At 56.8% G+C, this 21,803-nt stretch carries 18 protein-coding genes and 1 tRNA gene; 13 read left to right on the plus strand and 6 right to left on the minus strand.

Annotation, left to right across the window (positions count from 1 at the left end):
- Nucleotides 1-82: 82 nt before the first annotated feature.
- A complete protein-coding gene (gene dnaQ / locus MID00_RS11650; RefSeq protein ID WP_250756074.1) occupies nt 83-808 on the plus strand; it encodes a DNA polymerase III subunit epsilon in 726 nt (241 codons plus the stop codon).
- A 94-nt stretch (nt 809-902) separates the two neighbouring features.
- Nucleotides 903-977 (plus strand) — tRNA-Val (locus MID00_RS11655).
- A 183-nt stretch (nt 978-1,160) separates the two neighbouring features.
- On the opposite strand, the gene MID00_RS11660 is transcribed toward MID00_RS11655, so the two are convergent.
- Nucleotides 1,161-2,474: a short-chain fatty acid transporter gene (locus tag MID00_RS11660; RefSeq protein ID WP_009460835.1), complete on the minus strand. Its 1,314-nt coding sequence runs from the start codon at nt 2,472-2,474 to the stop codon at nt 1,161-1,163.
- A gap of 363 nt (nt 2,475-2,837) precedes the next feature.
- Between MID00_RS11660 and MID00_RS11665 the strand changes: the two genes are divergently transcribed.
- The 4 genes from MID00_RS11665 to MID00_RS11680 are packed head-to-tail and all read left to right on the plus strand — an operon-like array spanning nt 2,838 to nt 7,780.
- On the plus strand, nt 2,838-4,883 hold the full coding sequence (locus MID00_RS11665) for a TonB-dependent siderophore receptor (RefSeq protein ID WP_022983313.1): 2,046 nt from the start codon (nt 2,838-2,840) through the stop codon (nt 4,881-4,883).
- Nucleotides 4,884-4,923: 40 nt separating this feature from the next.
- Nucleotides 4,924-6,003 carry an ABC transporter substrate-binding protein gene (locus MID00_RS11670; protein WP_254498861.1) on the plus strand — a complete coding sequence of 360 codons (1,080 nt, stop codon included), beginning with the start codon at nt 4,924-4,926 and terminating at the stop codon, nt 6,001-6,003.
- Entirely contained in the window at nt 6,000-7,016 is a 1,017-nt protein-coding gene (locus tag MID00_RS11675) for an iron ABC transporter permease (RefSeq protein WP_254498862.1), read from the plus strand. Before MID00_RS11670 ends, MID00_RS11675 begins: the two co-directional genes overlap by 4 nt.
- Nucleotides 7,013-7,780, plus strand: coding sequence for an ABC transporter ATP-binding protein (locus MID00_RS11680; RefSeq protein WP_254498863.1), 768 nt, complete (start codon nt 7,013-7,015; stop codon nt 7,778-7,780). Before MID00_RS11675 ends, MID00_RS11680 begins: the two co-directional genes overlap by 4 nt.
- Before the next feature lie 15 nt (nt 7,781-7,795).
- Here the strand turns inward: MID00_RS11680 and MID00_RS11685 are convergent, their stop codons facing one another.
- Nucleotides 7,796-8,356: a MarR family winged helix-turn-helix transcriptional regulator gene (locus MID00_RS11685; RefSeq protein ID WP_009460842.1), complete on the minus strand. Its 561-nt coding sequence runs from the start codon at nt 8,354-8,356 to the stop codon at nt 7,796-7,798.
- A gap of 290 nt (nt 8,357-8,646) precedes the next feature.
- Here MID00_RS11685 and MID00_RS11690 point away from each other — a divergent pair, with 290 nt between their 5' ends.
- The 4 genes from MID00_RS11690 to MID00_RS11705 all read left to right on the plus strand — a co-directional run bounded on the left by MID00_RS11690 (nt 8,647) and on the right by MID00_RS11705 (nt 12,191).
- Nucleotides 8,647-9,618 (plus strand): amidohydrolase family protein, encoded by a 972-nt coding sequence (locus MID00_RS11690; RefSeq protein ID WP_026485442.1) that lies wholly within the window; start codon nt 8,647-8,649, stop codon nt 9,616-9,618.
- Between the two features lie 2 nt (nt 9,619-9,620).
- On the plus strand, nt 9,621-10,445 hold the full coding sequence (locus MID00_RS11695; RefSeq protein ID WP_250756069.1) for an alpha/beta fold hydrolase: 825 nt from the start codon (nt 9,621-9,623) through the stop codon (nt 10,443-10,445).
- 83 nt (nt 10,446-10,528) lie between these two features.
- Entirely contained in the window at nt 10,529-11,581 is a 1,053-nt protein-coding gene (locus tag MID00_RS11700; protein WP_045931286.1) for a 2,5-dihydroxypyridine 5,6-dioxygenase, read from the plus strand.
- The gene (locus MID00_RS11705) at nt 11,568-12,191 is read left to right on the plus strand and encodes an N-carbamoylsarcosine amidohydrolase (protein ID WP_254498864.1); all 624 of its coding nucleotides are present in this window, start codon (nt 11,568-11,570) and stop codon (nt 12,189-12,191) included. Before MID00_RS11700 ends, MID00_RS11705 begins: the two co-directional genes overlap by 14 nt.
- Before the next feature lie 1,358 nt (nt 12,192-13,549).
- Here the strand turns inward: MID00_RS11705 and MID00_RS11710 are convergent.
- The 4 genes from MID00_RS11710 to MID00_RS11725 form a co-directional block, all read right to left on the minus strand.
- Entirely contained in the window at nt 13,550-14,068 is a 519-nt protein-coding gene (locus MID00_RS11710) for an aromatic-ring-hydroxylating dioxygenase subunit beta (RefSeq protein ID WP_009460849.1), read from the minus strand.
- Between the two features lie 13 nt (nt 14,069-14,081).
- Entirely contained in the window at nt 14,082-15,371 is a 1,290-nt protein-coding gene (locus tag MID00_RS11715; protein WP_035273649.1) for an aromatic ring-hydroxylating dioxygenase subunit alpha, read from the minus strand.
- Between the two features lie 66 nt (nt 15,372-15,437).
- The gene (locus tag MID00_RS11720) at nt 15,438-16,715 is read right to left on the minus strand and encodes an NAD(P)/FAD-dependent oxidoreductase (protein WP_254498865.1); all 1,278 of its coding nucleotides are present in this window, start codon (nt 16,713-16,715) and stop codon (nt 15,438-15,440) included.
- 31 nt (nt 16,716-16,746) lie between these two features.
- A complete protein-coding gene (locus tag MID00_RS11725) occupies nt 16,747-17,061 on the minus strand; it encodes a non-heme iron oxygenase ferredoxin subunit (RefSeq protein WP_009460854.1) in 315 nt (104 codons plus the stop codon).
- Nucleotides 17,062-17,443: 382 nt separating this feature from the next.
- On the opposite strand from MID00_RS11725, the gene MID00_RS11730 reads away from it, so the two are divergent.
- Genes MID00_RS11730 through MID00_RS11740 form a run of 3 tightly spaced genes read left to right on the plus strand, consistent with a single transcriptional unit; the run spans nt 17,444 to nt 21,801 of the window.
- The gene (locus tag MID00_RS11730; protein ID WP_009460856.1) at nt 17,444-18,541 is read left to right on the plus strand and encodes a TRAP transporter substrate-binding protein; all 1,098 of its coding nucleotides are present in this window, start codon (nt 17,444-17,446) and stop codon (nt 18,539-18,541) included.
- Between the two features lie 24 nt (nt 18,542-18,565).
- The gene (locus tag MID00_RS11735; RefSeq protein ID WP_254498866.1) at nt 18,566-20,968 is read left to right on the plus strand and encodes a xanthine dehydrogenase family protein molybdopterin-binding subunit; all 2,403 of its coding nucleotides are present in this window, start codon (nt 18,566-18,568) and stop codon (nt 20,966-20,968) included.
- On the plus strand, nt 20,965-21,801 hold the full coding sequence (locus MID00_RS11740) for a xanthine dehydrogenase family protein subunit M (RefSeq protein WP_009464042.1): 837 nt from the start codon (nt 20,965-20,967) through the stop codon (nt 21,799-21,801). The genes MID00_RS11735 and MID00_RS11740 overlap by 4 nt, the downstream gene beginning before the upstream one ends.
- The last annotated feature ends 2 nt before the right edge of the window (nt 21,802-21,803 follow it).

Here is a 21,803-nt window from a genome sequence, read left to right on the forward strand (position 1 = left end):
GTGGTGCTGGTCTGCGGGGAAGCTGTTTGTATAGCCTCCTTGTCGAGTGCCATTACTGTGATTGAATTTGTAGGGAAAGTGAATGCGTCAAATTATTCTGGATACTGAAACCACCGGTCTGGAGCCTCGTGAAGGGCACCGCATTGTTGAAGTGGGTGGGGTAGAGCTGTTCAATCGTAAATTGACGGGCCGCCATCTGCACTTGTATCTAAACCCGGACCGGGACTCTGATCCTGAAGCTTTGGCAATTCACGGCTTGACCACGGAATTTCTGTCCGGCCACCCACGTTTCAAGGATGTGGTGGATCAGGTGCTGGATTTTGTGCGGGGTGCGGAAGTCATTATTCATAACGCCTCTTTTGATACACGCTTTCTGGATGCCGAGCTGCAAAAGGTAGGTAAAGGCCCGTTCTCCCAGTACTGCGACAGCATCACCGACTCCTTGTTGGTCGCGCGGGAAATGCACCCTGGCAAACGGAACTCCCTGGATGCCTTGTGCGAACGCTACGGCATTTCCAACTCCCACCGTACCTTGCACGGCGCTTTGCTGGACTCGGAGTTGCTGGCTGATGTCTGGCTGGCCATGACCCGTGGCCAGGACGCCTTGCTGATGGACTTTGACGAGTCTGATGGGCAAGGTGGGGATGGCAGCAATCTGAGCCTGGGCAAGTTTGACGCCAGCGTGCTGAAAGTGCTGCGCGCGTCCGAAGCCGATCAGGCCGAGCATGAGAAATACATGGACGTGCTGGAAAAGCAGAACAAGAAGCCGCCCATGTGGCGTGAGATGCTCAACCCGGCAACGGAGTAATTATTTAAGAAAAGAGCTGGCCCTGAACTTGTAAATCAATCAGGGCCATGCTATAGTTTTTTTCTTCGCAGCTTTTGTAGTTCTTTAAAGCTCCGGGCGGTTAACTCAGTGGTAGAGTGCCACCTTCACACGGTGGAAGTCACAAGTTCGAACCTTGTACCGCCCACCATCTCTACCTTCATTTAATTCCCCCTCATAGTGTCATTGCCCTTTTTTGTGGCGGCTTGTTTGCGTCCTGCTTATGCTTGGGCTAATTGCTGCCTGCTCAATGCAAAACGCCCCATGGATATTCACGGGGCGTTTTTTATTGCCAGTCAGGATACGGTGCCTGATGAAGGCATCCCGGCCTGTCTTACAACCAGGTCAAACCAATCGAGATCACAATACCCGAGACAATCAGCTGAATCAGGCAAAAGCCCATGATGTCCTTGGCTTTCAGACCGGCAATCGCCAATACCGGCAAGGCCCAGAAAGGCTGGAGCATATTGGTCCAGGAGTCGCCCCAGGCAACGGCCATGGCGGTGCGCGCCATGTCAGCATCCAGAGCCTGTGTGGCAGCAATCACGACCGGGCTTTGTACCGCCCACTGGCCACCGCCCGAGGGCACAAAGATATTGACCAGACCGGCGCTCATGAAGGTCCAGAAGGGCAGGGTGGTAGCAGTGGCAAAGGACACCAACCACTCGGACAGGCTGGCAGCCAGACCGGAGTCAATCATGATGGCCATGATGCCTGCGTAGAAGGGGAACTGAATCACAATCCCGGCACCGCCGCGAATGGCTTCATCCAGGCTTTTCAGCAGACGACGTGGAGTCCCGTGCAGCAAGATGGCCAGAATCAGGAAGGTGAAGTTGATCACGTTCAGGTTCAGGGTTGCACCACGCAGCACGTAGTAGTCAAACAGGTAGGCCAGGCCAGCGACACCAATCACGATGGAGATCAGACGGCTGTTTTCCAGACGGTCTGCTGGGCGATCGGTGGTCTGGTTGACGTCGTTTGGCGTGTCTTCCAGCAGCTTGGGGTCGACGTAAATGCTTTCCTTGTCGCTGGGCAGCATCAATCGGTTGATCAGCGGCACCAGAATGAACAGGGCGATCACAATGGCCAGGTTAAAGAAGGCGAAGATGGTGTCAGATGTGCTGATGATGCCGATCTTGTCTTCAGAGAAGTGGCCCGAGGTGGCAATGGTCAGTGGTACAGAACCGGCCAGGCCACCGTGCCAGACCAGAAAGCCCGAGTAGGCACTGGCAACCAGCAAGCGGTAGTCCACGCGGACCTGACGAGCCAGTTCTTTGGCGAACAGGGCACCGACCACCAGGCCGAAACCCCAGTTGATCCAGCTGGCCGCCAGCGACACCAGGGTCACCAGAATGATGGCGGATCCAGCCGAACGGGCCAGCGAGGCCAGGCCACGCAACCAGCTTTTTACCAGTGGCGTGCTGGCCAGCATGTGACCGGTCAGCAAGACCAGCAACATTTGCATGGCAAAGGTCAGTAGACCCCAAAAGCCGTTACCCCAATATTGGATGATCTCCATGGGAGAGCGTTGCTCAAACGCCATTGCCGCAATACCGGCAATCAGTGTGAGCAGGATGACGAAAATATACGGATCGGGTAGATAGCGTTCAACCAGGCGGACCGAACCGCGCGTCATGGCTTTAAACATAAATTGTGCTCCTGTGGATTTGCGCCAGTATTTGCGCGGGTCCAGATGTCTTGGGATCGTTTTGATGCCTGTTTGTGCAGGCACTTTGCTGGCAGCATTTTGATAGGAATGCTCAGTACAGCCGTATTGTTGGCGAGAAGCCGCAAATTGGGAAGACGGGAAAACCTGAACCTTAAAGTTTCTGGCTAGTTGTAGTTCTTCGCTATATGCTCTACTATATAGCGGTGTTTTCGAAAGAACCATCACTCATCGCTCGATGATGGGTTCTATTTACGGGCCCCTTGGGGTCCGTTTTTTTTTGTGCCGCATCTTTGCGTGGCGTCAGTTCATAAATCAATTAGAAAGATCGAATAGGGAAGGGGAATGAGACATCAGTCCAAACGTGCCACAGCAGCGCGTCATCAGTCCGTCTGCTTTGTGCCGCGCGCATTGGTCTTGAGCATGATGGGGGCCTTGGCAGTTAGCCAGGCTCAGGCTCAGGAAAACAATGACCGTGTGTTTCAGCTGGGCAAAGTGGTTGTTCAGTCCAGCCTGGATCGCGAGGCTCCTTTGGGGGAGAGCGCAGTCAGCCAGAAAGAAATGCAGGCTTTTGATTTGCGCGATGTGGGTGCCGCCGTTAGTGTGCAACCCGGCGTGACCGTTTCGGCGGGCGGTGCTCGTAACGAACAGATGGTCTATGTGCGTGGCTTCGATTCGCGTCAGGTGCCCTTGTTTCTTGACGGTATTCCACAGTACGTGCCGTACGACGGCTATGTGGACTTTACCCGTTTCACCACCATGGACCTGAGCGAAATTCGCGTGGCCAAGGGAGCAGCTTCCTTACTGTATGGCCCCAATATCATGGGCGGTGCCATCAACCTGGTGACCCGTAAACCCGTCAAAGAGTTTGAAGGCGAGTTCCGCGCCGGTTACGCTACGGGCGATCAACGCTACAGTGCCTTGAACGTGGGCACCAATCAGGGTTCCTGGTACATGCAGGCAGGCTTGTCCTGGTCAGGCGAACGCAGCTTCCCCTTGGGTCGTGGGTTTGAAGATCAAAAAGCACGTCCTACCGACACGGGTGGCATGCGCAGCAATGCTTCTCAAATGGACAAGAAAGCGTCCTTCAAACTGGGTATCACTCCCAATGCGACGGATGAATACGTTATTGGCTACGTGAACCAGAAAGGTCAGAAAGACAATCCGGTCTACACCGGCGTGAACGATGCCAAGCTGGGTCAACGCTACTGGCGCTGGCCATACTGGGACAAGGAAAGCCTGTACTTCCTGAGCTCCACACAGATTGGCGAGAGCAACACGATCAAGACCCGCGTGTACGAAGACAAGTACAAGAACGGTCTGGATATGTATAGCAATGATCAATACGCGACCCTGACTGGCCCGACCAGCGAGTACACGGACCGTACCCGTGGCGCTGCCCTGGAATGGGTCAACACCAGCCTGGACAATCACGAGCTGCATTTTGCCTTGCACTACAAGGAAGATCAGCACCGTGATCCCAAGCCATCGGGCACTGAGCACTACAAGGACGTGACCACGTCTCTGGCGTTTGAAGACCGTATTGCTGTGGGTGAGCTGTGGCAGTTGCGCGTGGGTGCCAGCCACGAACGTCGCAAAGCCAAAGAAGCGCACAACTTTGAAACCGGCGATACCGATGCCACCAACGGTTTGCTGGAGCTGGGTTACGACTGGAGCGATGCCATGCAGGTCTACGGTAGCGTGGCTTACAAGACTCGTTTTCCCACGATTAAAGATCGCTACTCCAGCCGCATGGGCTACGCCCAACCTAATCCGGATCTGAAACCCGAGCACGCCATTCACTATGAACTGGGCTTGCGCGGTCAGCCATGGGAAGGTGCACAGCTGGAATCGGCGCTGTTCTTGAGCCAGGTGCGTGACATGATTCAAAGCACGGTTATTCAGGCTCCCGGTTGTGACAAGTACCGTCCAGTGGGTTTTTGTGATCAGGCCACCAACGTCGGCAAGGCTCGTCAAATGGGTCTGGAGCTGTCTTTGCAGCAGGAGCTTTCTGCTCATTGGTCTGCAGGCCTGGCGTACACATATTTGAATCGTCGCAACCAGTCTGACCCGGACGTCAAATTGGTGGATACACCCAATCATCGCCTGTTTGCTCACCTGAGCTGGAAGCCCACTGCGCAGTGGGAAGTGATGGGTTCGGTGGAAACCGAAAGCGGCCGCTACTACTCCTACGCCAATAGCAAGGGTGATCAGATCTACGAAAAAACACCGGGCTTTGCCTTGTTGAGCTTGAAAGGTATCTGGCGTCCGAATTCGGACATCACACTGGAAGCCGGTGTGCGTAATCTGGGCGACAAGCTGTACCAATACAAAGAAGGCTACCCCATGCCCGGACGTGTCTGGTTTGTGGGCGGAAGCTATCGTTTCTAAAGCCGTTTTGTGATTTGCAGTTAAAGGGGGAGAGGCATAAATGAAGCGTCGTGATGTATTGCGTGCCTGGGTGGCACTGACTATGTTGGCGCCTCATGCCCGTTTGCTGGCCCGGTCCAAACAGGCCGGGAGCAGCCGCTCTGTCAGCTTGCATATCAGTGTGGCGGGCAAGCTGCCTGATCCGGCTCAAGTGGGGCGGATAGTGGCAGCCGGTCCGCCCGCTTCTGTGCTGGTGTATTGCCTGGCACCCCACGCGCTTTTAGGTTGGCCTTTTCAACTGGCTCCTGCTGCACGCAGCATGATGGAGGCCGCTGGTTTTTCCTTGCCGTATCTTGGCCGTCTGGCCGGTCGGGGCAGTACCTTGTCCCTGGAAAGCCTGCTGGCCTTGAAGCCCGATATGGTCGTGGATATAGGCGATGTGAATCCCTATTACGAGTCTGCCGCCAAATCCGTGCAAGAGCAGACGGGCGTGCCTTATGTCTTGCTGGATGGTCGCCTGAACGACAGCCCGGCGCAGTTGCGTCAGGCAGGTCATATCCTGGGGCAGGCCGAGCGCGGCCAGCAACTGGCCTTGCGTGCACAAGCGATTCTGGATACCGCACATCAGGCCGCCAACCCCCGCGCCAAAGGCTTGAAAGCCTATTTGGCACGCGGTAACGATGGTCTGGAAACCGGCATGGGTCAATCCATTCATACCGAGGTGCTGCGGCTTTGCGGTTTGACGGTAATGGGTGACGAGAAAACCGATAATCGCCTGGGCCGTATTTCCTACGAACAATTATTGGCCTGGGACCCGGACATGCTGTTTGCTCAGGATGATGCTTTCTTTGAGCTGGCCCGTACTCAGGCTCCCTGGAATCAGCTCAAGGCAGTGAAGGAAGGACGCTTGTACCGCGTACCCGCCTTGCCCTTTGGCTGGCTGGATGGCCCGCCGGGAGTCAATCGTCTGGCCGGGGTGATCTGGCTTAATGCCTTGCTGGAAGGCAGTGCTGCCATGCCACGCATGTATTCAGAGTTGCAGGAGTTTTACTCGGCTTTTTACGGCATGTCCTTGAGCGACGAGCAGGTCAAGCGATTGGTACAAGGGCTGGACCCGCTGGGTTCGCAGCAAGGCGCATGAAGTCAGGTTTGTCCTACGGGCTATTGCTGCTTTTACTGGGGCTGGTTCTGGCCGTATTGGTGGTGTTTGCCCTGGGGCAGGGGGCGTATCCCTTGTCCGGAACAGAAGTGCTGCGCGCCTTGGTCGCCGGTTTTGGTAGCGATCCAGAAGCGGGGCAGAGTCAGGCCGTACGCGTGGTCTGGGATTTGCGTCTGCCACGTATTGCAGCGGCTTTGCTGGTGGGGGCGGCGCTCTCGACCGCAGGCGCGGCGTATCAAACCATGTTTCGCAATCCACTGGTTTCACCCGATATCCTGGGTGTGTCCTCGGGTGCAGGTCTGGGGGCGATTCTGGCCATTTATTTGAATTTTTCCTTGTTCGGCGTACAGATGGCGGCCTTTGTTGGCGGCCTGCTAGCGGTGGGCATTGTCTTGAGTCTGGCGCGCATGCTGCGCCATCATCCACCTATCCTGATACTGGTTCTGGCCGGGATGGCGGTGGGTACCTTGCTGGGTGCCGCCCTATCGCTTATCAAGATTCTGGCTGATCCATACTCCCAATTGCCTTCCATGACCTTCTGGCTGCTGGGTGGGCTAAGCGCTGTGCGCTCTTACGAAGTCTGGCCCGCTGCATTGATGGTATTGGCGTGCATCGTCCCTGTCTGGCTCTTGCGTTGGCGTATCAATGTCCTGGCCCTGCAAGATGACGAGGCCCGCTCCTTGGGTATGTCCGTCTCTGCCTTGCGTTGTCTGCTGATCGTTTGCGCGACCTTGATGACGGCGGTGTGCGTGGCCCTGGCTGGAATTATAGGTTGGGTCGGTTTGCTGATCCCGCACGCGGCCCGTTTATTGGTTGGCCCGGACTTCTCCCGTCTATTGCCCGTTTGCTTGTTGGTGGGCGCCGCCTTCCTCTTGTTAACCGATACCTTGGCACGCAGCATAGGCACATTGGAGCTGCCCTTGGGCGTGCTGACAGCCTTGGTGGGTGCTCCCGGCTTCTTGCTGTTGCTGGCTCGTGGTGCGAGGCAGCGATGAGCGAACAAGGCTTGGAAGCGATTGATCTGGCTGTAGGCTACGGGCGCAAGCAAGTCGCCAGTAATTTGAATCTGCGCGTACAGACCGGGCAGGTCGTTTGTTTGCTCGGGCCCAATGGCAGCGGTAAGTCCACCTTGCTGCGCACCTTGCTGGGCCTGCAGCCGCCTTTAAAAGGGCAGGTGAAGGTGCAGGGCAAGCCCCTGGAGCGATGGAGTGCGCGTGCCCTGGCCAGACAACTGGCCTATGTACCGCAAGCGCAGGAGTCGGCCTTTGCCTTCACGGTAGAACAATGGGTCTTGCTAGGTTGTGCCAGTGAGCTGGCCTGGTACACCCAACCTCGGGCCGCCGACCGGCAATGGGTAGGCGTTTGCCTGGAGCGGTTGGGCATCGGGCAGCTAGCTCAAAAGCGCATTGATCAGATCAGCGGGGGAGAGCGCCAGCTGTGCGTGATTGCACGGGCCTTGGTGCAGCGTTCACAGTTCTTGATCATGGACGAACCCGCCTCCAGCCTGGACTTCGCGAATCAATTACGGGTACTGGATCAAGTCTCGCACTTGCGTCAGGAAGGTCTGGGTGTGCTTTTGTGTACGCATCAACCCGAACATGCGGCCCGCGTGGCGGACTGGGTGATCTTGTACCAGGAGGGGGGCATATTGGCGCAGGGAGAGCCCCGCGACATGCTTAGTCAGGCCAGTTTGCGCCAGCTGTACCAACTGCCAGCGCATGCCTTTGAACTACCTGATTGGTATGCGCGAGGGGCCTGAGGCCCCCCGAGCTTCTCACATGTTTTTCAGGGCGGCACGACCATATTGGTTGTTGTGCTCCACTACACGCGTCAGCATGGTCATAAAGGTCTGGCGCTGCTTGGCGGTCAGTGGGTCCAGCAGTCGTTCCTGGGCGCGGTTCATGCCCGCACTGATTTCCTTCATCGCCGCCAATCCTGCTTCGGTGATGTACGTCTGGCGGGAGCGGCGGTCTTCGGGGTTGATACGGCGTCCCAGCAAACCTTTTTCCTCCAGCCTGCGGATGACATCGGCCGAGGTGGTGCGATCCAGCCCCAGCTCGTAGCCGATCGTGGTTTGATCCAGCCAGGGTGAACCCATCAACACGGACAGGACACCGTGCTGGACAGGGGTGAGGTCACTTTTGCACTCCTCGTAAAACATGGCGTAGTGAATCTGGTTAAGACGGCGGACCAGAAAACCAGGCCGGGACCACAGTTTGCGTCGATACAGCTCGGCATTTTCTTCTTCCACTGGACCCAGGATTTCGGCCTCGTCGGCTTCCAGTCGTTCTTCTTGCTTTAGCTCGGCGTGATTCTTCATGGATAAGTCAGTCATCGATTGAGTGGCCTTCAGCCCGTTGCCAACAAGGCAGCACACTGAAAGCGGGACGACCTGCAAAGGGTACGGCTGCAAGGTCGGCGTCTACAAGGAAAGCAGGGCTACGCTAACGTGAACAAAAGCCCTGATTTCTGATTTGCAGTCATTTCTACAGGCGCTGTCCACGCCCCAAAGTATATGTGATTTCCCGACTTGCTGAAAACAATAATAATCAGCATACTGATAGATATTGTTGGGGGGTCAAACGATTGACCTTATGTAAATCAATAATTTAGGGAAAATTTACGGTGAAACGTATTAAAAAAATAGCACTGGAGGAGCACTTCAACGCCGTTGGCTTTGAGGATTATTCCAAGGCCTTTGTCAAACATATTGACAGTGCCGACGCGCGTGAACTGATGGCTCGTTTGCATGACTTCGACGCCCAGCGTCTGGAGGTGATGGATCGTGCCGGTATCGAGTACGTTGTGCTGTCGCAGACCGGCCCTGGGGTACAGGTGGAAAAGGATGTGTCCGTCGCTATCGAGCGTTCACGTCAGAACAATGATTTCCTGGCGCAGCAAATTGCACGCCATCCCGATCGTCTGGGCGGCTTTGCCACTTTGCCCATGCAAGACCCGGCTGCTGCCGCGCAGGAATTGACGCGTGCGGTGCAGGATCTGGGCTTGAAAGGCGCTTTGGTTAACGGTCACACGCATGGCGTGTACTACGATGGCCGCGAATATGATGCCTTCTGGGAAACCGTGCAGAAGCTGGATGTGCCGTTCTATCTGCACCCCTTTGATGCTTATGAAATGCCGCACGCTTACACAGGCCACCCGGAGCTGATGGGTGCAACCTGGGGTTGGGGTGTGGAAACCGGCACTCACGCGCTGCGCATGTTGTTCGGTGGTGTGTTTGATCGCTGCCCGGATGTGAAGTTGATCTTGGGTCATATGGGTGAAGGCTTGCCGTTCCAGCGCTGGCGCTACGACAGCCGCTTTGCCGTGTACCCACATGGTGTGACCTTGAAGCGCAAGCCTTCCGAGTACATCGGCAGCAACATCCTGATCACTACTTCGGGTGTCTGTTCTGCCCCAACGCTAATGGGCGCAATTGGTGAAATGGGTGCTGAAGCCGTATTGTTCTCGGTTGATTACCCCTACGAGTCCACTGAGCTGGCCGCTGATTTCATCGAGGCAGCGCCTATGGATGACAAGACACGCGAGCTGGTTTGCTACGGCAACGCTGCCCGTCTGTTCAAGCTGGACCGGAGCTAAGCATGAGCACATTTCTGTACGGCGCTCATGTGCACGCCAATGGCATTCGTCAGCATTACCTGCGTTTTGGTGGTTCCGTTGGTGGGCGTGACCAGCGTCCTGCCGTCATCATCGTTCCCGGCATTACCAGCCCGGCGGTGACCTGGGGTTTTGTGGGTGAACAATTCGGCAAGCATTTTGATACCTACATTCAAGACGTGCGTGGTCGCGGCTTGAGCGAAGCGGCTGAAGGTATGGATTACAGCCTGGATGCGCAGGCGGATGACTTGATTGCACTGGCTCAGGCGCTGGGCCTGAAGGACTACATCGTGGTTGGTCACTCCATGGGTGCCCGCATTGGTTTGCGTGCCGCTCACAAGAACAGCGAGGGCCTGAATCGTCTGGTGATGGTTGATCCGCCAGTGTCTGGCCCAGGTCGTCGCGCTTATCCCTCCAAGTTGCCCTGGTACGTGGATTCCATGGCGATGGCTCGCAAGGGTTGCACGGCTGACGATATGCGTGCCTTCTGCCCGACCTGGACCGAAGAGCAATTGCAATTGCGTGCTCAGTGGCTGCACACCTGCCATGAGCCTGCGATTCTGGCCAGCTTTGAGGGCTTTCATACCGACGATATTCATGTCGACTTCCCGCATTTGACCGTGCCTGCCTTGCTGATGACAGCCGAGCGTGGTGACGTGGTGCGTGACGAGGATGTGGCCGAGATTCAGCAGTTGGCCCCTGGCGTTCAGCACGTTCGCGTGCCTGATGCCGGTCACATGATTCCTTGGGATAACGAAGCAGGCTTTTACGAAGCCTTCGGTGACTTCCTGGGCCAGCGCTTGGTGTGATGTTGAGCAGGGGCCGCCAAGGCGGCCCTGTCGTGATTAGGCATGTCGGTTTGAAGCCGAGGTGTCTCACTAGGAGAGACAAAATGGCAGTGAGTGATTATCAACTTATCGAAGCATGGCAAGAGGTTCTACGTCTGTCCAAGCTGCAAGCAGGTCAAACCGTGACCCTGCTGACCAGCTCCACGACGAATCAGCAAACCATGCAGTGTGCGCAGATCGCGGCCCAGTCCATGGGCGCGGTGGTAAATCGTCTGGATCTGCTGCCTGTGAATGCAGAAAAGGCACTGAGCCGGGATCCTTTGGCTTATCTGGGCACGACGCCTTTGACGGGCAACGAGGCGGCAATCGCGGCTTTGAAGGCCAGTGACCTGGTGCTGGACTTGATGACTCTGTTGTTCTCGCCTGAGCAGATTGACATTCTGAAGTCGGGTACGAAGATTCTGCTGGCGGTGGAGCCACCGGAGATTCTGGTTCGCACTGTGCCAACGGAAGCGGATCGTGCGCGTGTGACAGCGGCTGCGGGGCTGATTAAAGCGGCCAAGGAAATGAGCATTACGTCTCCTGCCGGTACCAATCTGCGTTGCCCGCTGGGTGAGTTCCCCGCGATTCGTGAATACGGTTTTGTAGATGAGCCCGGTCGTTGGGACCACTGGCCTAGTGGCTTCGTGCTGACCTGGCCGAACGAGCTGGGCACTAACGGCACCATTGTGATCGACAAGGGCGACATCCTGCTGCCGCAGAAAAAGTATTCCTCCGAGCAGATTATTCTGACTGTGGAGAATGGTTATGCCACGAAGATCGAAGGCGGCATTGAGGCGCAATTATTGGACGAGTACATGAAGTCCTTCAATGACCCCGAGGGCTACGCTATCTCGCATATCGGCTGGGGGCTGCAACCACGTTGCCATTGGTCCACACTGGGTCTGTACTCGCGTGAAAACACCATTGGCATGGATGCCCGTGCGTTCGAGGGTAACTTCCTGTTCTCCCTGGGCCCGAACAACGAGGCTGGCGGCAATCGCACGACGGCCTGCCACATTGATATTCCTTTGCGCAATTGCACGGTCAGCCTGGATGGCCGTGCTGTCGTGCGTGACGGCAAAGTACTGGACGGAGGCGTTGGTGAGTACGAATGAAGGAGCGGTGTACGCTCAACAAGGTTTTGGGTCGACGCTGGAGCCTAAAGCTCCTTACGGCTTGTTGATTATTGATCTGGTGAATGGCTTTGCGGATCCTGCCGTGTTTGGTGGCGGCAATATTCCCGAAGCTATCGAGAACACGCAGAAGTTGCTGGCAACGGCGCGTGAACAGGGCTGGCCGGTGGCTCATACGCGTATCGTGTATGCCGACGATGGCGCTGATAACAACATCTTCAGCATTAAAGTGCCCGGCATGCTGGGTCTGACCGAAGACGCGCACAACAGCAACATCGTGCCGGAACTGGCTCCTGTGCCCGGTGAGTTCATCGTTCGCAAGAACGTGCCTTCGGCGTTTTTCGGTACGCCCTTGGCGGCTTGGTTGACCCAGCGTGGTGTGCAAACACTGCTGGTTGCCGGCGCCGTGACCAGTGGTTGTGTGCGCTCCAGTGTGGTCGATGCGATGCAACTGGGTTTCCGCCCCCTGGTGGTATCGGATTGCGTGGGTGACCGTGCGATTGGGCCTCACGAGGCGAACCTGTTCGATATGCGTCAGAAGTACGCCACCGTGGCAACACGTGAAGAGGCGATGACGTTGATCGATCTTTAACGCTATTCAATTTTTTTGAGCTTTTGAAAAGAGCGACGTGTTTCATCATGGTCTGGATGGGCGTCCGTGCTTGATGAGACATGATTCGTCGTTAACAAGTCTGTTTTGATAGCCTTGTAATTGAGTATCGATGGTCTGCCGCTTGGGGGCGGGCTATCGGACCTGTGCCCCTGGGAGCCGTATGGCTCTCGGGGGCTTTTTTATTTTTGGCAGCGTTGTGAGTTTGCAAGGATTGCTGTGTCAGGTCTTGAGTGAGGGGATGGCTGTCTTGTGAGTCATTTTAAGAAGGGTTTGGTGGAGCTTTGGGAGCAATAGAGGAGTTCTTCTGGACGTGCCGTTTGGGCTTTGCGTGAGGGCGGCGGATAGTTTTCTTGTGGGGCCCGGGGACGGCTTGTCTTGGCGGGTCTCTTGCCCACGCTGCGCGTGGGTTCCCTTGTCAGAGTGCTGGGGCGGGCGGGTCGTGAACTCGGAGCGCGGTTTGTCCCCCGGACAAACCGCAAGCGTGCTCCTCAAACAGCACGCCCCTTGCATCCCGCCCCAGCACTCTGCCTGCGGCAAGAGCCCTGACTCGCCCGCCAAGCCGTCCCCGGGCCCCACAAGAAAACAAGCAACACGGGTTAAAGCCCAAACGGCACTTGCAGAGGTGGGATGAAAGGCGAGGGCCCAGATTGGATGGGTGGAGAAAGGAAGGGAAGGGAAGGGAGGAGGGGCTTTGGCTGAGGCTGAATGTTCTCGGGGTTTAGGGGGGGGCAGAAGAGCAGAACGATATGCGTTTAGGAAACGCAGAGGAGCAAGGCACGAGGCCCTGTTTGGTCAAAGAGCCCGTAAGAGATTGGTAGATAAAAAGCCGTTGTGAGCCGTTCAGTCGGCCTGCTGGGGTGTCAGGGCGGATCAGAGTACTTGCCGCGGGCAGGAGATAGCGTAGGGGTGCAAGCATCCTGCTGTTTGAACCCGACGCTTGTACTTGGTCCGGGGGACCAAGTACCGGGTGAGTTCAGGATGCGCCCGTAGCTATCTCCTGACAAGGGCACCGGTGCGCAGCACCGGCAAGTGCTCAGCCCGGACACCCCAGCAGGCCGACTGAATGGCGTTTTCACAGAGACTTCTTTTACCCCCGGTTCCCTGATTAACCTTAATTCTCTCCAGGCTTGATAGGCCCCCAGAACCTGCGCTACCAGCCCTAAAGCCTCATATCTCTGATGTTGCGCCAGGCATCAGCCCTTTGCCCCAATAAATAAGCAAAAAAAAGCACCCCTCAACAAAGAAGGGTGCTCAAAGGAATCAGAAGACCTTCTGACTCAAGTGGCTCGGAAACAGCACACAAAAAACAGTTTTGAAACCAGAAGCAAACCCCGGACTTAGACCGGAAACACCAGATCATTCGCCAGGATGGACGTATCAAAAATCACCTGACGCTCCTTGAGCATCAAACGACCGTCCACACGCGTGAAGGTATCGAAATAATTACCCACCAGATGCACCGTGGAAGGCCCTTCCACCAAGGTCTGCATCAGCATGAAATTGCCCTCGGCCTCAATATCGCCATTGTCAGCCTCGCTGATCACGCGCACATCCGTGACCAGATGCAGCATGTAGCGCGGGGCATACATCTGCGTGCGGGCAATGGCCACCGCACGGTCGTGCATCATGTCGCGCCCTTCGGCATAGACCAGACCTACCGGCAAATTCAGATCCGCGTTCTCGCGTGAAGTGACCCGGTAAACCGCGTCCTCCACAAAAAACATGGGCCAGTCCTCAACATTGCCACGATCCAAAGTGGCACAGTACTCGGCATTGAAAAGCTCAATTTCCGCCTTTAACGCCAAAGCACGCTCAACAGAAACCTGGGCGGGTTTGAAAGAAAAATCCATTTTCATAAGTCAGCTCGTCTTACAGATCCATCACTTGGCGGTAGTACTGGTACATGGAGCGAATAGCCGCTTCCGAGATCAGCGTATTGGACGTACCCAGCTTGCTTTCATCCAGCTTGATGATGTTCACCTCGCTGCTGGAACGACGTACCCCTTCCTGCACAAACTTCATGGCCTCGTTGTCTTCCAGACCCAGGAAACCGGCAGGGCCCATCAGGTTGCCCTGACGCAGACGGTGACGAGTCATCTCCTCGGTATCGTCCTCATAGCCAAACATGGTCCATTGCATGATCAGACTGTTGGGGCCATTGGGCACAATCTGACGCACACCCAAGGTGTTCATCTCGCGCTGAACAATCAGATTGGGCCAAATTGTCTGCATGGTGACCGACCAGGGAGAATCAAACTCCTTGATGTAGTCCAGGAAACGCTCGTCGCGCAAACGCATATCGTCCACAAACGAACGCATTTCCTTCTTGTTGTCCTCGCTGACCTCGGCGTACTTGTCCTCGGACTTGGCCGATGCCATATAGCCATGGCGACCATGTACAGGGTCCACATACATCTGCGACTTGTTGCCCGCCACCAGCAGACCAAATACCACCAGGAAAGAGTGCAGCAAGGTCGCGTGGTAAGGATCTTTCAGATTCTCGTGGTACATCTTCCAGTTGCAAGGCAACTCGTTACGGTAGTAACCCAGAATCTTCAGCTTCTTGCCGGGAAACACCGCCTCGAAATCCTTCAGAATTTCAGGCGTCAGGTATTCCGTAATAGGCTCGACCTTGTCGCTGTAGGATGCAAAAATGACGCCGTTGTGCGTTGTCACATGCAGCTTTTTCAGACCATGCTCGGAGTTCTTGAAGCTGCGCGGCATGCCGCCTTCTTTATTCGCACCGCGCTTGAAAGGAATCCCTTGCAGATCACCCTTCAGGCTGTAAGACCACTGGTGATACGGGCACACAAATTCATTGGTGTTGCCCTGGTTGTGGCGGCAAAACTCGGCACCACGGTGTGCACAGCGGTTTTCAAACACGTTGATGCTGCCATCTTCCGCACGCGCCACGACTACTGGGGTGGAGCCCACATACGAGCGCTTGTAGTCGCCCGAATCGGGAATTTCCGCTTCCAGGGCCACAAAGTTCCAGGTGTCACCGTGGAAAATGCGCTCCATCTCGCGGTTGTAAATGTCGTTGCTGGTGTAGACCCAATCCGGAATGGTGTTGAGCACATCCTCGGGCCAGGTGCATTCCTCGACAGGGCGGTCTTTGGACCCGACCGTCTGGCCTATCACCGTTTGCGTCTGATACATAGGGTTCTCCTCTGATAACTCTTTAATGATTCGGGATGACGAGGCGGCGCAGGCCGCTTCTCTTTCTTAGACTTGGGTCGTACGAGCCGCTTCTTTCACGTACTGGCGCAGCTTGGTGGCCGGGTCCAGCACGATGGCCGGGTCCACAGGCAAGTTCTGTTCCATGACGCTGCGCAAGGCGCGTAGATCCGCGCCGGCATTGACGCCAATTGCGTGTTGCAAATGCTGGCCTTCAAATGCCAGCAGCATGAAGCTGATGGCATCGCCCTGGCTGTCCATGACGCCGCGTACCTGATAGTCCAGATCCGGGCTGCCTTGACCCAGCATTTGAATGTTGCAACCGAGCACGTCCGTCCAGAACCAACTGACAGGTGCAGCAGGAGCATCCTGCCCGGCAATGGCGTGGGCCACCTGACGGGCTTGCTCGTTGGCGTTCTGCCAGGATTCGGTGCGCGTGCGCACGGCGGTATCGGGGCAGATCTGGGTGGCGCAATCGCCAGCGGCATAAATGCCCGCCACACTGGTGCGGCCCTGGCGATCCACAATAATCCCGGCCGTCATATCGTCTACCGCGATACCACTGGCCCGCGCCAAGGCGGAGTTCGCGCTCAGACCGGCGGCCACAATGGCCAGATCGCCATTCAGGATCTGGCCATCATTTAGTTCCAGCTGAACGGGGTGCTCGTTTTCTGCCGCAAAGTGGGCCTGACGCACTCCCTGACCCAAGCGCACGGTGATGCCTTGCGACTCGAAGCGCTCCAGCAACCATTGCGACAGCAGCGCAGGGGCGTTGCGGGCCAGCAGACGTTCATTCGCTTCAATGACAGTGACCTGTGCGCCGGTTTCGCTGGCGGTAGAAGCCAGTTCCAGACCCATGAAGCCGCCACCAATCACCAGGGCGCGCAAACCGGGTTGCAGACGAGCTTGCAGGCTCAGGGCATCGTCCAGCGTGCGCAGATACAGGGCGTTGGCCTGGCTGGCGGGCAGCAGAGCCAGTTCGCGGGCCGCGCCGCCTGTGGCCAGCACCGCGTGGTCAAAGCTCCAGGTCTGGCCATTGCTCAGGCTGGCCTGAAGTGTGGCGCAATCCAGAGACTGCACGCTGGTGCCCAACAAGAGTTCAATATTCTGTTCTTGATAGAACTCGGCTTTTTGCAAAAACACGCTGTCAGTGGTCGCGCTGGACTTGAGCACGTCTTTGGACAGGGGCGGACGCTCGTAGGGAAGGTGAGTTTCATCCCCTACCAAGGTGATGCTGCCGCTAAAGCCCAGGCTGCGCAGTTCGCGCGCCAGCACCGAAGCCGCTTGGCCAGCGCCGATGATCAGTACGGAAGTGTGGTGTGCCATGATGTTGCAGGTCTCGTCAGCAGAAAAAAGCTCAGGCCTGACTGAAGTCGGCCAGAATATCGTTGCCTTCAATGCGCAGCGGGTAGACCTTGATGTCCACCGTGGCAGGGGCGTTCATCGCCTTGCCGGTGCGCAAACAGAACTTGGCCTGATGCAGCGGACATTCCACACAACCGTCTTCCAGATAGCCGTCGGACAGCAGGGCATATTGGTGGGTACAGACGTTGTCGGTCAGGTGGAACTCGTCATCCAGTTTGTGCAGGGCCAGTTTCTTGCCTTCCCACTCGATTGCCAGGGACTCTTCGTTGTCGATGGCATCGGTTTCGGAAATTTTTATCCAGTTCAAAGTTGTCTCCGGGTTGTGCTTTCAATTAGTCAGTATACTGTATAAATTATAAAATCAAATATCGTTTTTATAAGGGATTGCGCTAGTTGAGGCTTAAGCTATTGATGATGCTTTCCTTTATCTCATCAAGGACATGCGTCAGTAGTTTCCCTGCTTGACCAAAAATTAATTAATCAGCACACTTACTATTATCGAAGTGGTGAATGTCAATTTCATAGTGTGCTGACACTGCTTGGAACGTCCGTCTGGCCCCTCGGGGGGGACGGTTTGGCAAGGTTCGGGCAGTTGCTGTCGGGGCTGCAAGCCAGACTGGCGGGCAAACTACCCAGACCCCTATCGAGCAAGGGGTGTAAATACATTAAAAAATACAAAGAGGTGAGTGATGGAGCGTCGTAGTTTTCTGCTGAAATCGGCAACGGTTGCGGGTGCGGGTTTGGCAGCCGTAGCCGCCCCTGCAATTGCGCAGAACAGCCCCACCGTGCGCTGGCGTATGTCTACCGGCTGGCCCAAAAGCCTGGACACCATTTATGGTTCGGCCGAAGCGCTGTGCAAACGTGTCAGCGAACTGACCGAAGGCAAGTTCGAAATCCGCGCTTTCCCCGGTGGCGAGCTGGTGCCTTATGCCCAGAACATGGATGCCATTAGCAACGGCACGGTCGAATGCAACCACGTGCTCAGTACCGCTTTTGTGGGCAAGAACACCGCCGTAACGTTTGATACTGGCTTGTCCTTTGGCATGAATGCCCGTCAGCACAACTCCTGGGTGCACTTTGGTGGTGGCCTGAAACTGCTGCGCGAAATGTACAGCCAGTACAACATCGTCAACTTTGTGGCGGGTAACGTGGGTGTGCAGATGGGGGGCTGGTTCCGCAAGGAAATCAAGGACCTGGACAGCCTGCAAGGTCTGAAGATGCGTATCGGTGGCATCGGCGGCATGGTGCTGTCCAAACTGGGTGCCGTGCCCCAGCAGATTCCTCCTAGCGATATTTACTCCTCGCTGGAAAAGGGCACGATTGATGCGGCCGAGTGGATTGGCCCTTACGACGACGAAAAACTGGGCTTGAACAAAGTCGCTCCCTTCTACTACTCCCCCGGCTGGTTCGAGGGTAGTGCGTCCCTGACCTCTATGGTCAATAAAGACGCCTGGGAAGCCTTGCCTGCGCACTTCAAAGTGGCATTCGAGACGGCCTGTAATGAGCAGACCATGCTCAGCCTGGCCAAGTACGATGCCTTGAACCCCGGCGCTCTGCGCAAGCTGGTGGCCGATGGGGCCAAGCTGCGTTACTTCCCCAAGGACGTCATGAAGGCCGCCTACGACAAGTCCCAGGAACTGTGGAAGGAACTGTCGGACAGCAACGCCGATTTTGCCAAGATTTATCCAAGCTGGAAGGCCTTCCAGGAGCAGGAAGCCAGTTGGTTCCGGGTTGCCGAAAGTGCCCTGGACAACTTCACCTTCAGCGAGTTGGGCAAGCGCAGTTAAGCAGCACATTCTTAAGGTAGTGAAATGAGTCAGCACAGTCACCCGTCAAGCCTGGGTGGCCAAGGAGTGGGTGCGCGTATTCTTCGCAAGGAGGATGCGCGCCATCTCAATGGCCGGGGCAACTTCATCGGAAACATGACCATGCCGGGGCTGCAGGAAGTCGCCTTCCTGCGCAGCCCCATGGCGCATGCCCGAATCCGTCAGATCAGTATTGAAGACAGCGCACGTGCGCAGGTTATTACCCGTGCCGATATGCCGGACTGTCTGGATATTTACGCCGCTTCCACCTTGCCCAGTTATCAGGCCTCCAGCATGCCGCCGCTGGCCTCGGGCAGTGTGCGTTATGTGGGCGAGCCGGTTGCCATGGCCTTTGGTGAAAGCCGCGCCGTGGCCGAGGACGTTCTGGAGGAGATTGAAGCGCTGTACGACGAGTTGCCGGTCTACGGCAGTGTGCCGGCCTCGCTGGCCGCGCAGGGTGATCTGTTGCATGAAGGCTGGCAGGATAATGTGTTTGTGACACTGCGCTCGGACGTGGCCTTTGAAGAGCATGCCGCCCGTGCCGATCGCGTGATCGAGCACTCGGTCAGCCTGTCACGTCAGTGCATGTTGCCGATGGAAGGCAAGGCCGTTCTGGCCTATTGGGATTTCCAGGCCGATCAACTGGTGGTGTATTGCGGCAGTCAGATCCCGCATATGCACCGCACTGGCATTGCCCAGTTCCTGGGTATGGATCAGGCGCAGGTTCGTGTGATTTCCCCCGATGTGGGCGGCGCTTTTGGTTATAAATGCGTGCTGCATCAGGAAGAGCTGTGCGTGGCCTGGTTGGCCAAGACCTTCCGCAAGCCCTTTCGTTTCATGGAAGACCGCCGTGAGCACTTGATTGCTGGCGCCAATACCCGTGAACACCAATACCGCCTGAAAGCACACATCAGCAATGAAGGCCGCCTGCTGGCGCTGGATGCTGAAATTGATATTGATGGTGGCGCTTACTCGGTCTGGCCCTTTACCGTGGGTTTGGAAGTAGGCCAGGCCCTGGGCAACTTGCCCGGTCCTTACGATTTTCGTGGCTACCGCTGCCGCACACGCGGTGTGGGCACCAACAAACCAGGCTTCATGCCGTACCGCGGCGTTGCCCGTACGGGTGTCTGCCTGGCCATTGAACAGATGATGGATCAGATCGCCCTGGCGGTCGGCAAGCCCTCCTGGGAAATTCGCTTGATGAACCTGGTGCAAGGCGAGCAAATGCCTTACGTCAACGTGGCCAACAAGCATTACGACTCGGGCAACTATCCAGAAAGCCTGCGCTGCGCTCTGGCTGCGGTGGATGTGGAGGCTGTGCTGGCTCGTCAGGCCAAGGGTGAGCCCGATGGTCGCCTGATTGGTCTGGGTGTGGCTTCCTATACTGAGCAGTCTGCACACGGTACGTCCGTGTTCGCCAGTTGGGGCACTGCGGTGATTCCGGGTTTTGATCAGGCTTTTGTACGCATGACCCCGGACGGTGGGCTGGAAGTGCGTGTGGGTGTGCATTCGCACGGCCAGGGTATGGAAACCTCGTTTGCCCAGATCGCCAGCGAAATTCTGGGTATTCCCGTGGCCAGGATCAAAGTAGTGCACGGTGATACGGGCCGCACGCCATTCTCTACCGGCACGTATGCCTCGCGCTCCCTGGTGATGTCTGGCGGTGCGGTGTCCAAGGCCTGTAAAGAGCTGCTGCCGCGCGTGCGCAAGATTGCCGCGCATATGCTGAAAGCCGATGTGGATAGCATTCAGCATCAAGGCGATATGTTCAGCGCCGAGGGGCGCCAGGTCAGCATCGCCCAAGTGGCGGATGCCTGGTACATCAATCCGCAGCATTTGCCCGAGGACGTGGACCCGCAAGGTCTGGAGCTATCCGTAGGTTACAAACCCAAAGTCGATACCGGCAGCTTCACCTACGCCAGCAATGCCGTGGTGGTGGCTGTCGATCCAAAGACTGGCGGGGTGGAAGTGCTCAAGTACGTGGTGGTGGAAGATTGCGGCATCATGATCAACCCAATGATTGTGGAAGGCCAGACCATAGGCGGGATTGCCCAGGGGATCGGCACCGCCTTGTACGAAGAAATGCCCTACGACGAGTTTGCTCAGCCGCTGGCATCGACCCTGGCAGACTACGTCATGCCCGGTGCCTGCGAAGTGCCCAATATTCATATCGAACACATGGAAAGCCCATCGCCCAATACCGAGTTTGGTGCCAAGGGCATGGGCGAGGGCGGGGCGATTGCCCCTCCTGCCGCCATCATGTCGGCCATCAATAATGCCTTGCGCTCCACGGGAGCACAGGTCTCACATACCCCCGTGACACCGCATCGACTGCTAAGCGCCATTCGCGCTGCAGCACAGCCCGCCAATCAGCAAGATAAACAGCCCGTGTCGGAGGTTCAGGCATGAAGGCCGCCAAGTTTGAGTATGAACAGGCCCAGAGCCTGAAACAGATCCAGGACGCTTATGGCAGCGACCCTTCCGCAGTGCGCTTGATGGGTGGCAGCCAGTCCCTGGGCCCCATGTTGAATCTGCGTCTGGTGCGCCCTGCTCGAGTGCTGGATGTGTCGGCAGTGCCCGAGCTGCGACAGGTAACGGCCAATAAAGGGCAAGTGCGTATCGGCGCTGCTGTGACTCACGCCCAGATTGAAGATGGCATTCACGAACTGCTGCGCGGCCACATGATGCAGAAAGTGGCAGGCCGCATTGCTTACCGGGGTGTGCGTAATCGCGGCACCTTGGGTGGCAGCCTGGCCCATGCGGACCCGGCGGCAGACTGGGTGCTGACCTGTGCCGCCCTGGGCGCACGCATCAATGTGCGTGGAACCCAAGGCAGCCGTACGGTTCCCATGAGCGAATTCATGCTGGCTGCCTACACCACGGTGCTGGAAGCCGGTGAGTTCATCGAGTCTGTGGATGTACCTGAAGTGTCCGGTTCGGCCCGTTGGGGTTATTACAAATTTACCCGCAAAGTGGGCGAGTTTGCCGATGCCAGTTGTGCCTGCTATTTCGACCCGGCCACCCGCACGGCGCGCGTAGTGATTGGAGCCATGGAAGGCGCCCCGCGCTCCTTGCCCGAGCTGGCCGTGAACGTGGCTGCACAAGGGGCCGCCGTCCTGGAAGGGGACACGATTGCAGCGGCCTTGCAGCCGTATCTGGCACAACGGGATGAAGCTCATCAGGTGCTGTTCCGTACGGTAGTAGAGCGCAGCCTGAAGCAAGCGCTGGGTGTGAAAGGTTAAGA

It is taken from the genome of Alcaligenes sp. NLF5-7 (genome assembly GCF_024266725.1).
Classification (GTDB): domain Bacteria; phylum Pseudomonadota; class Gammaproteobacteria; order Burkholderiales; family Burkholderiaceae_B; genus Alcaligenes; species Alcaligenes phenolicus.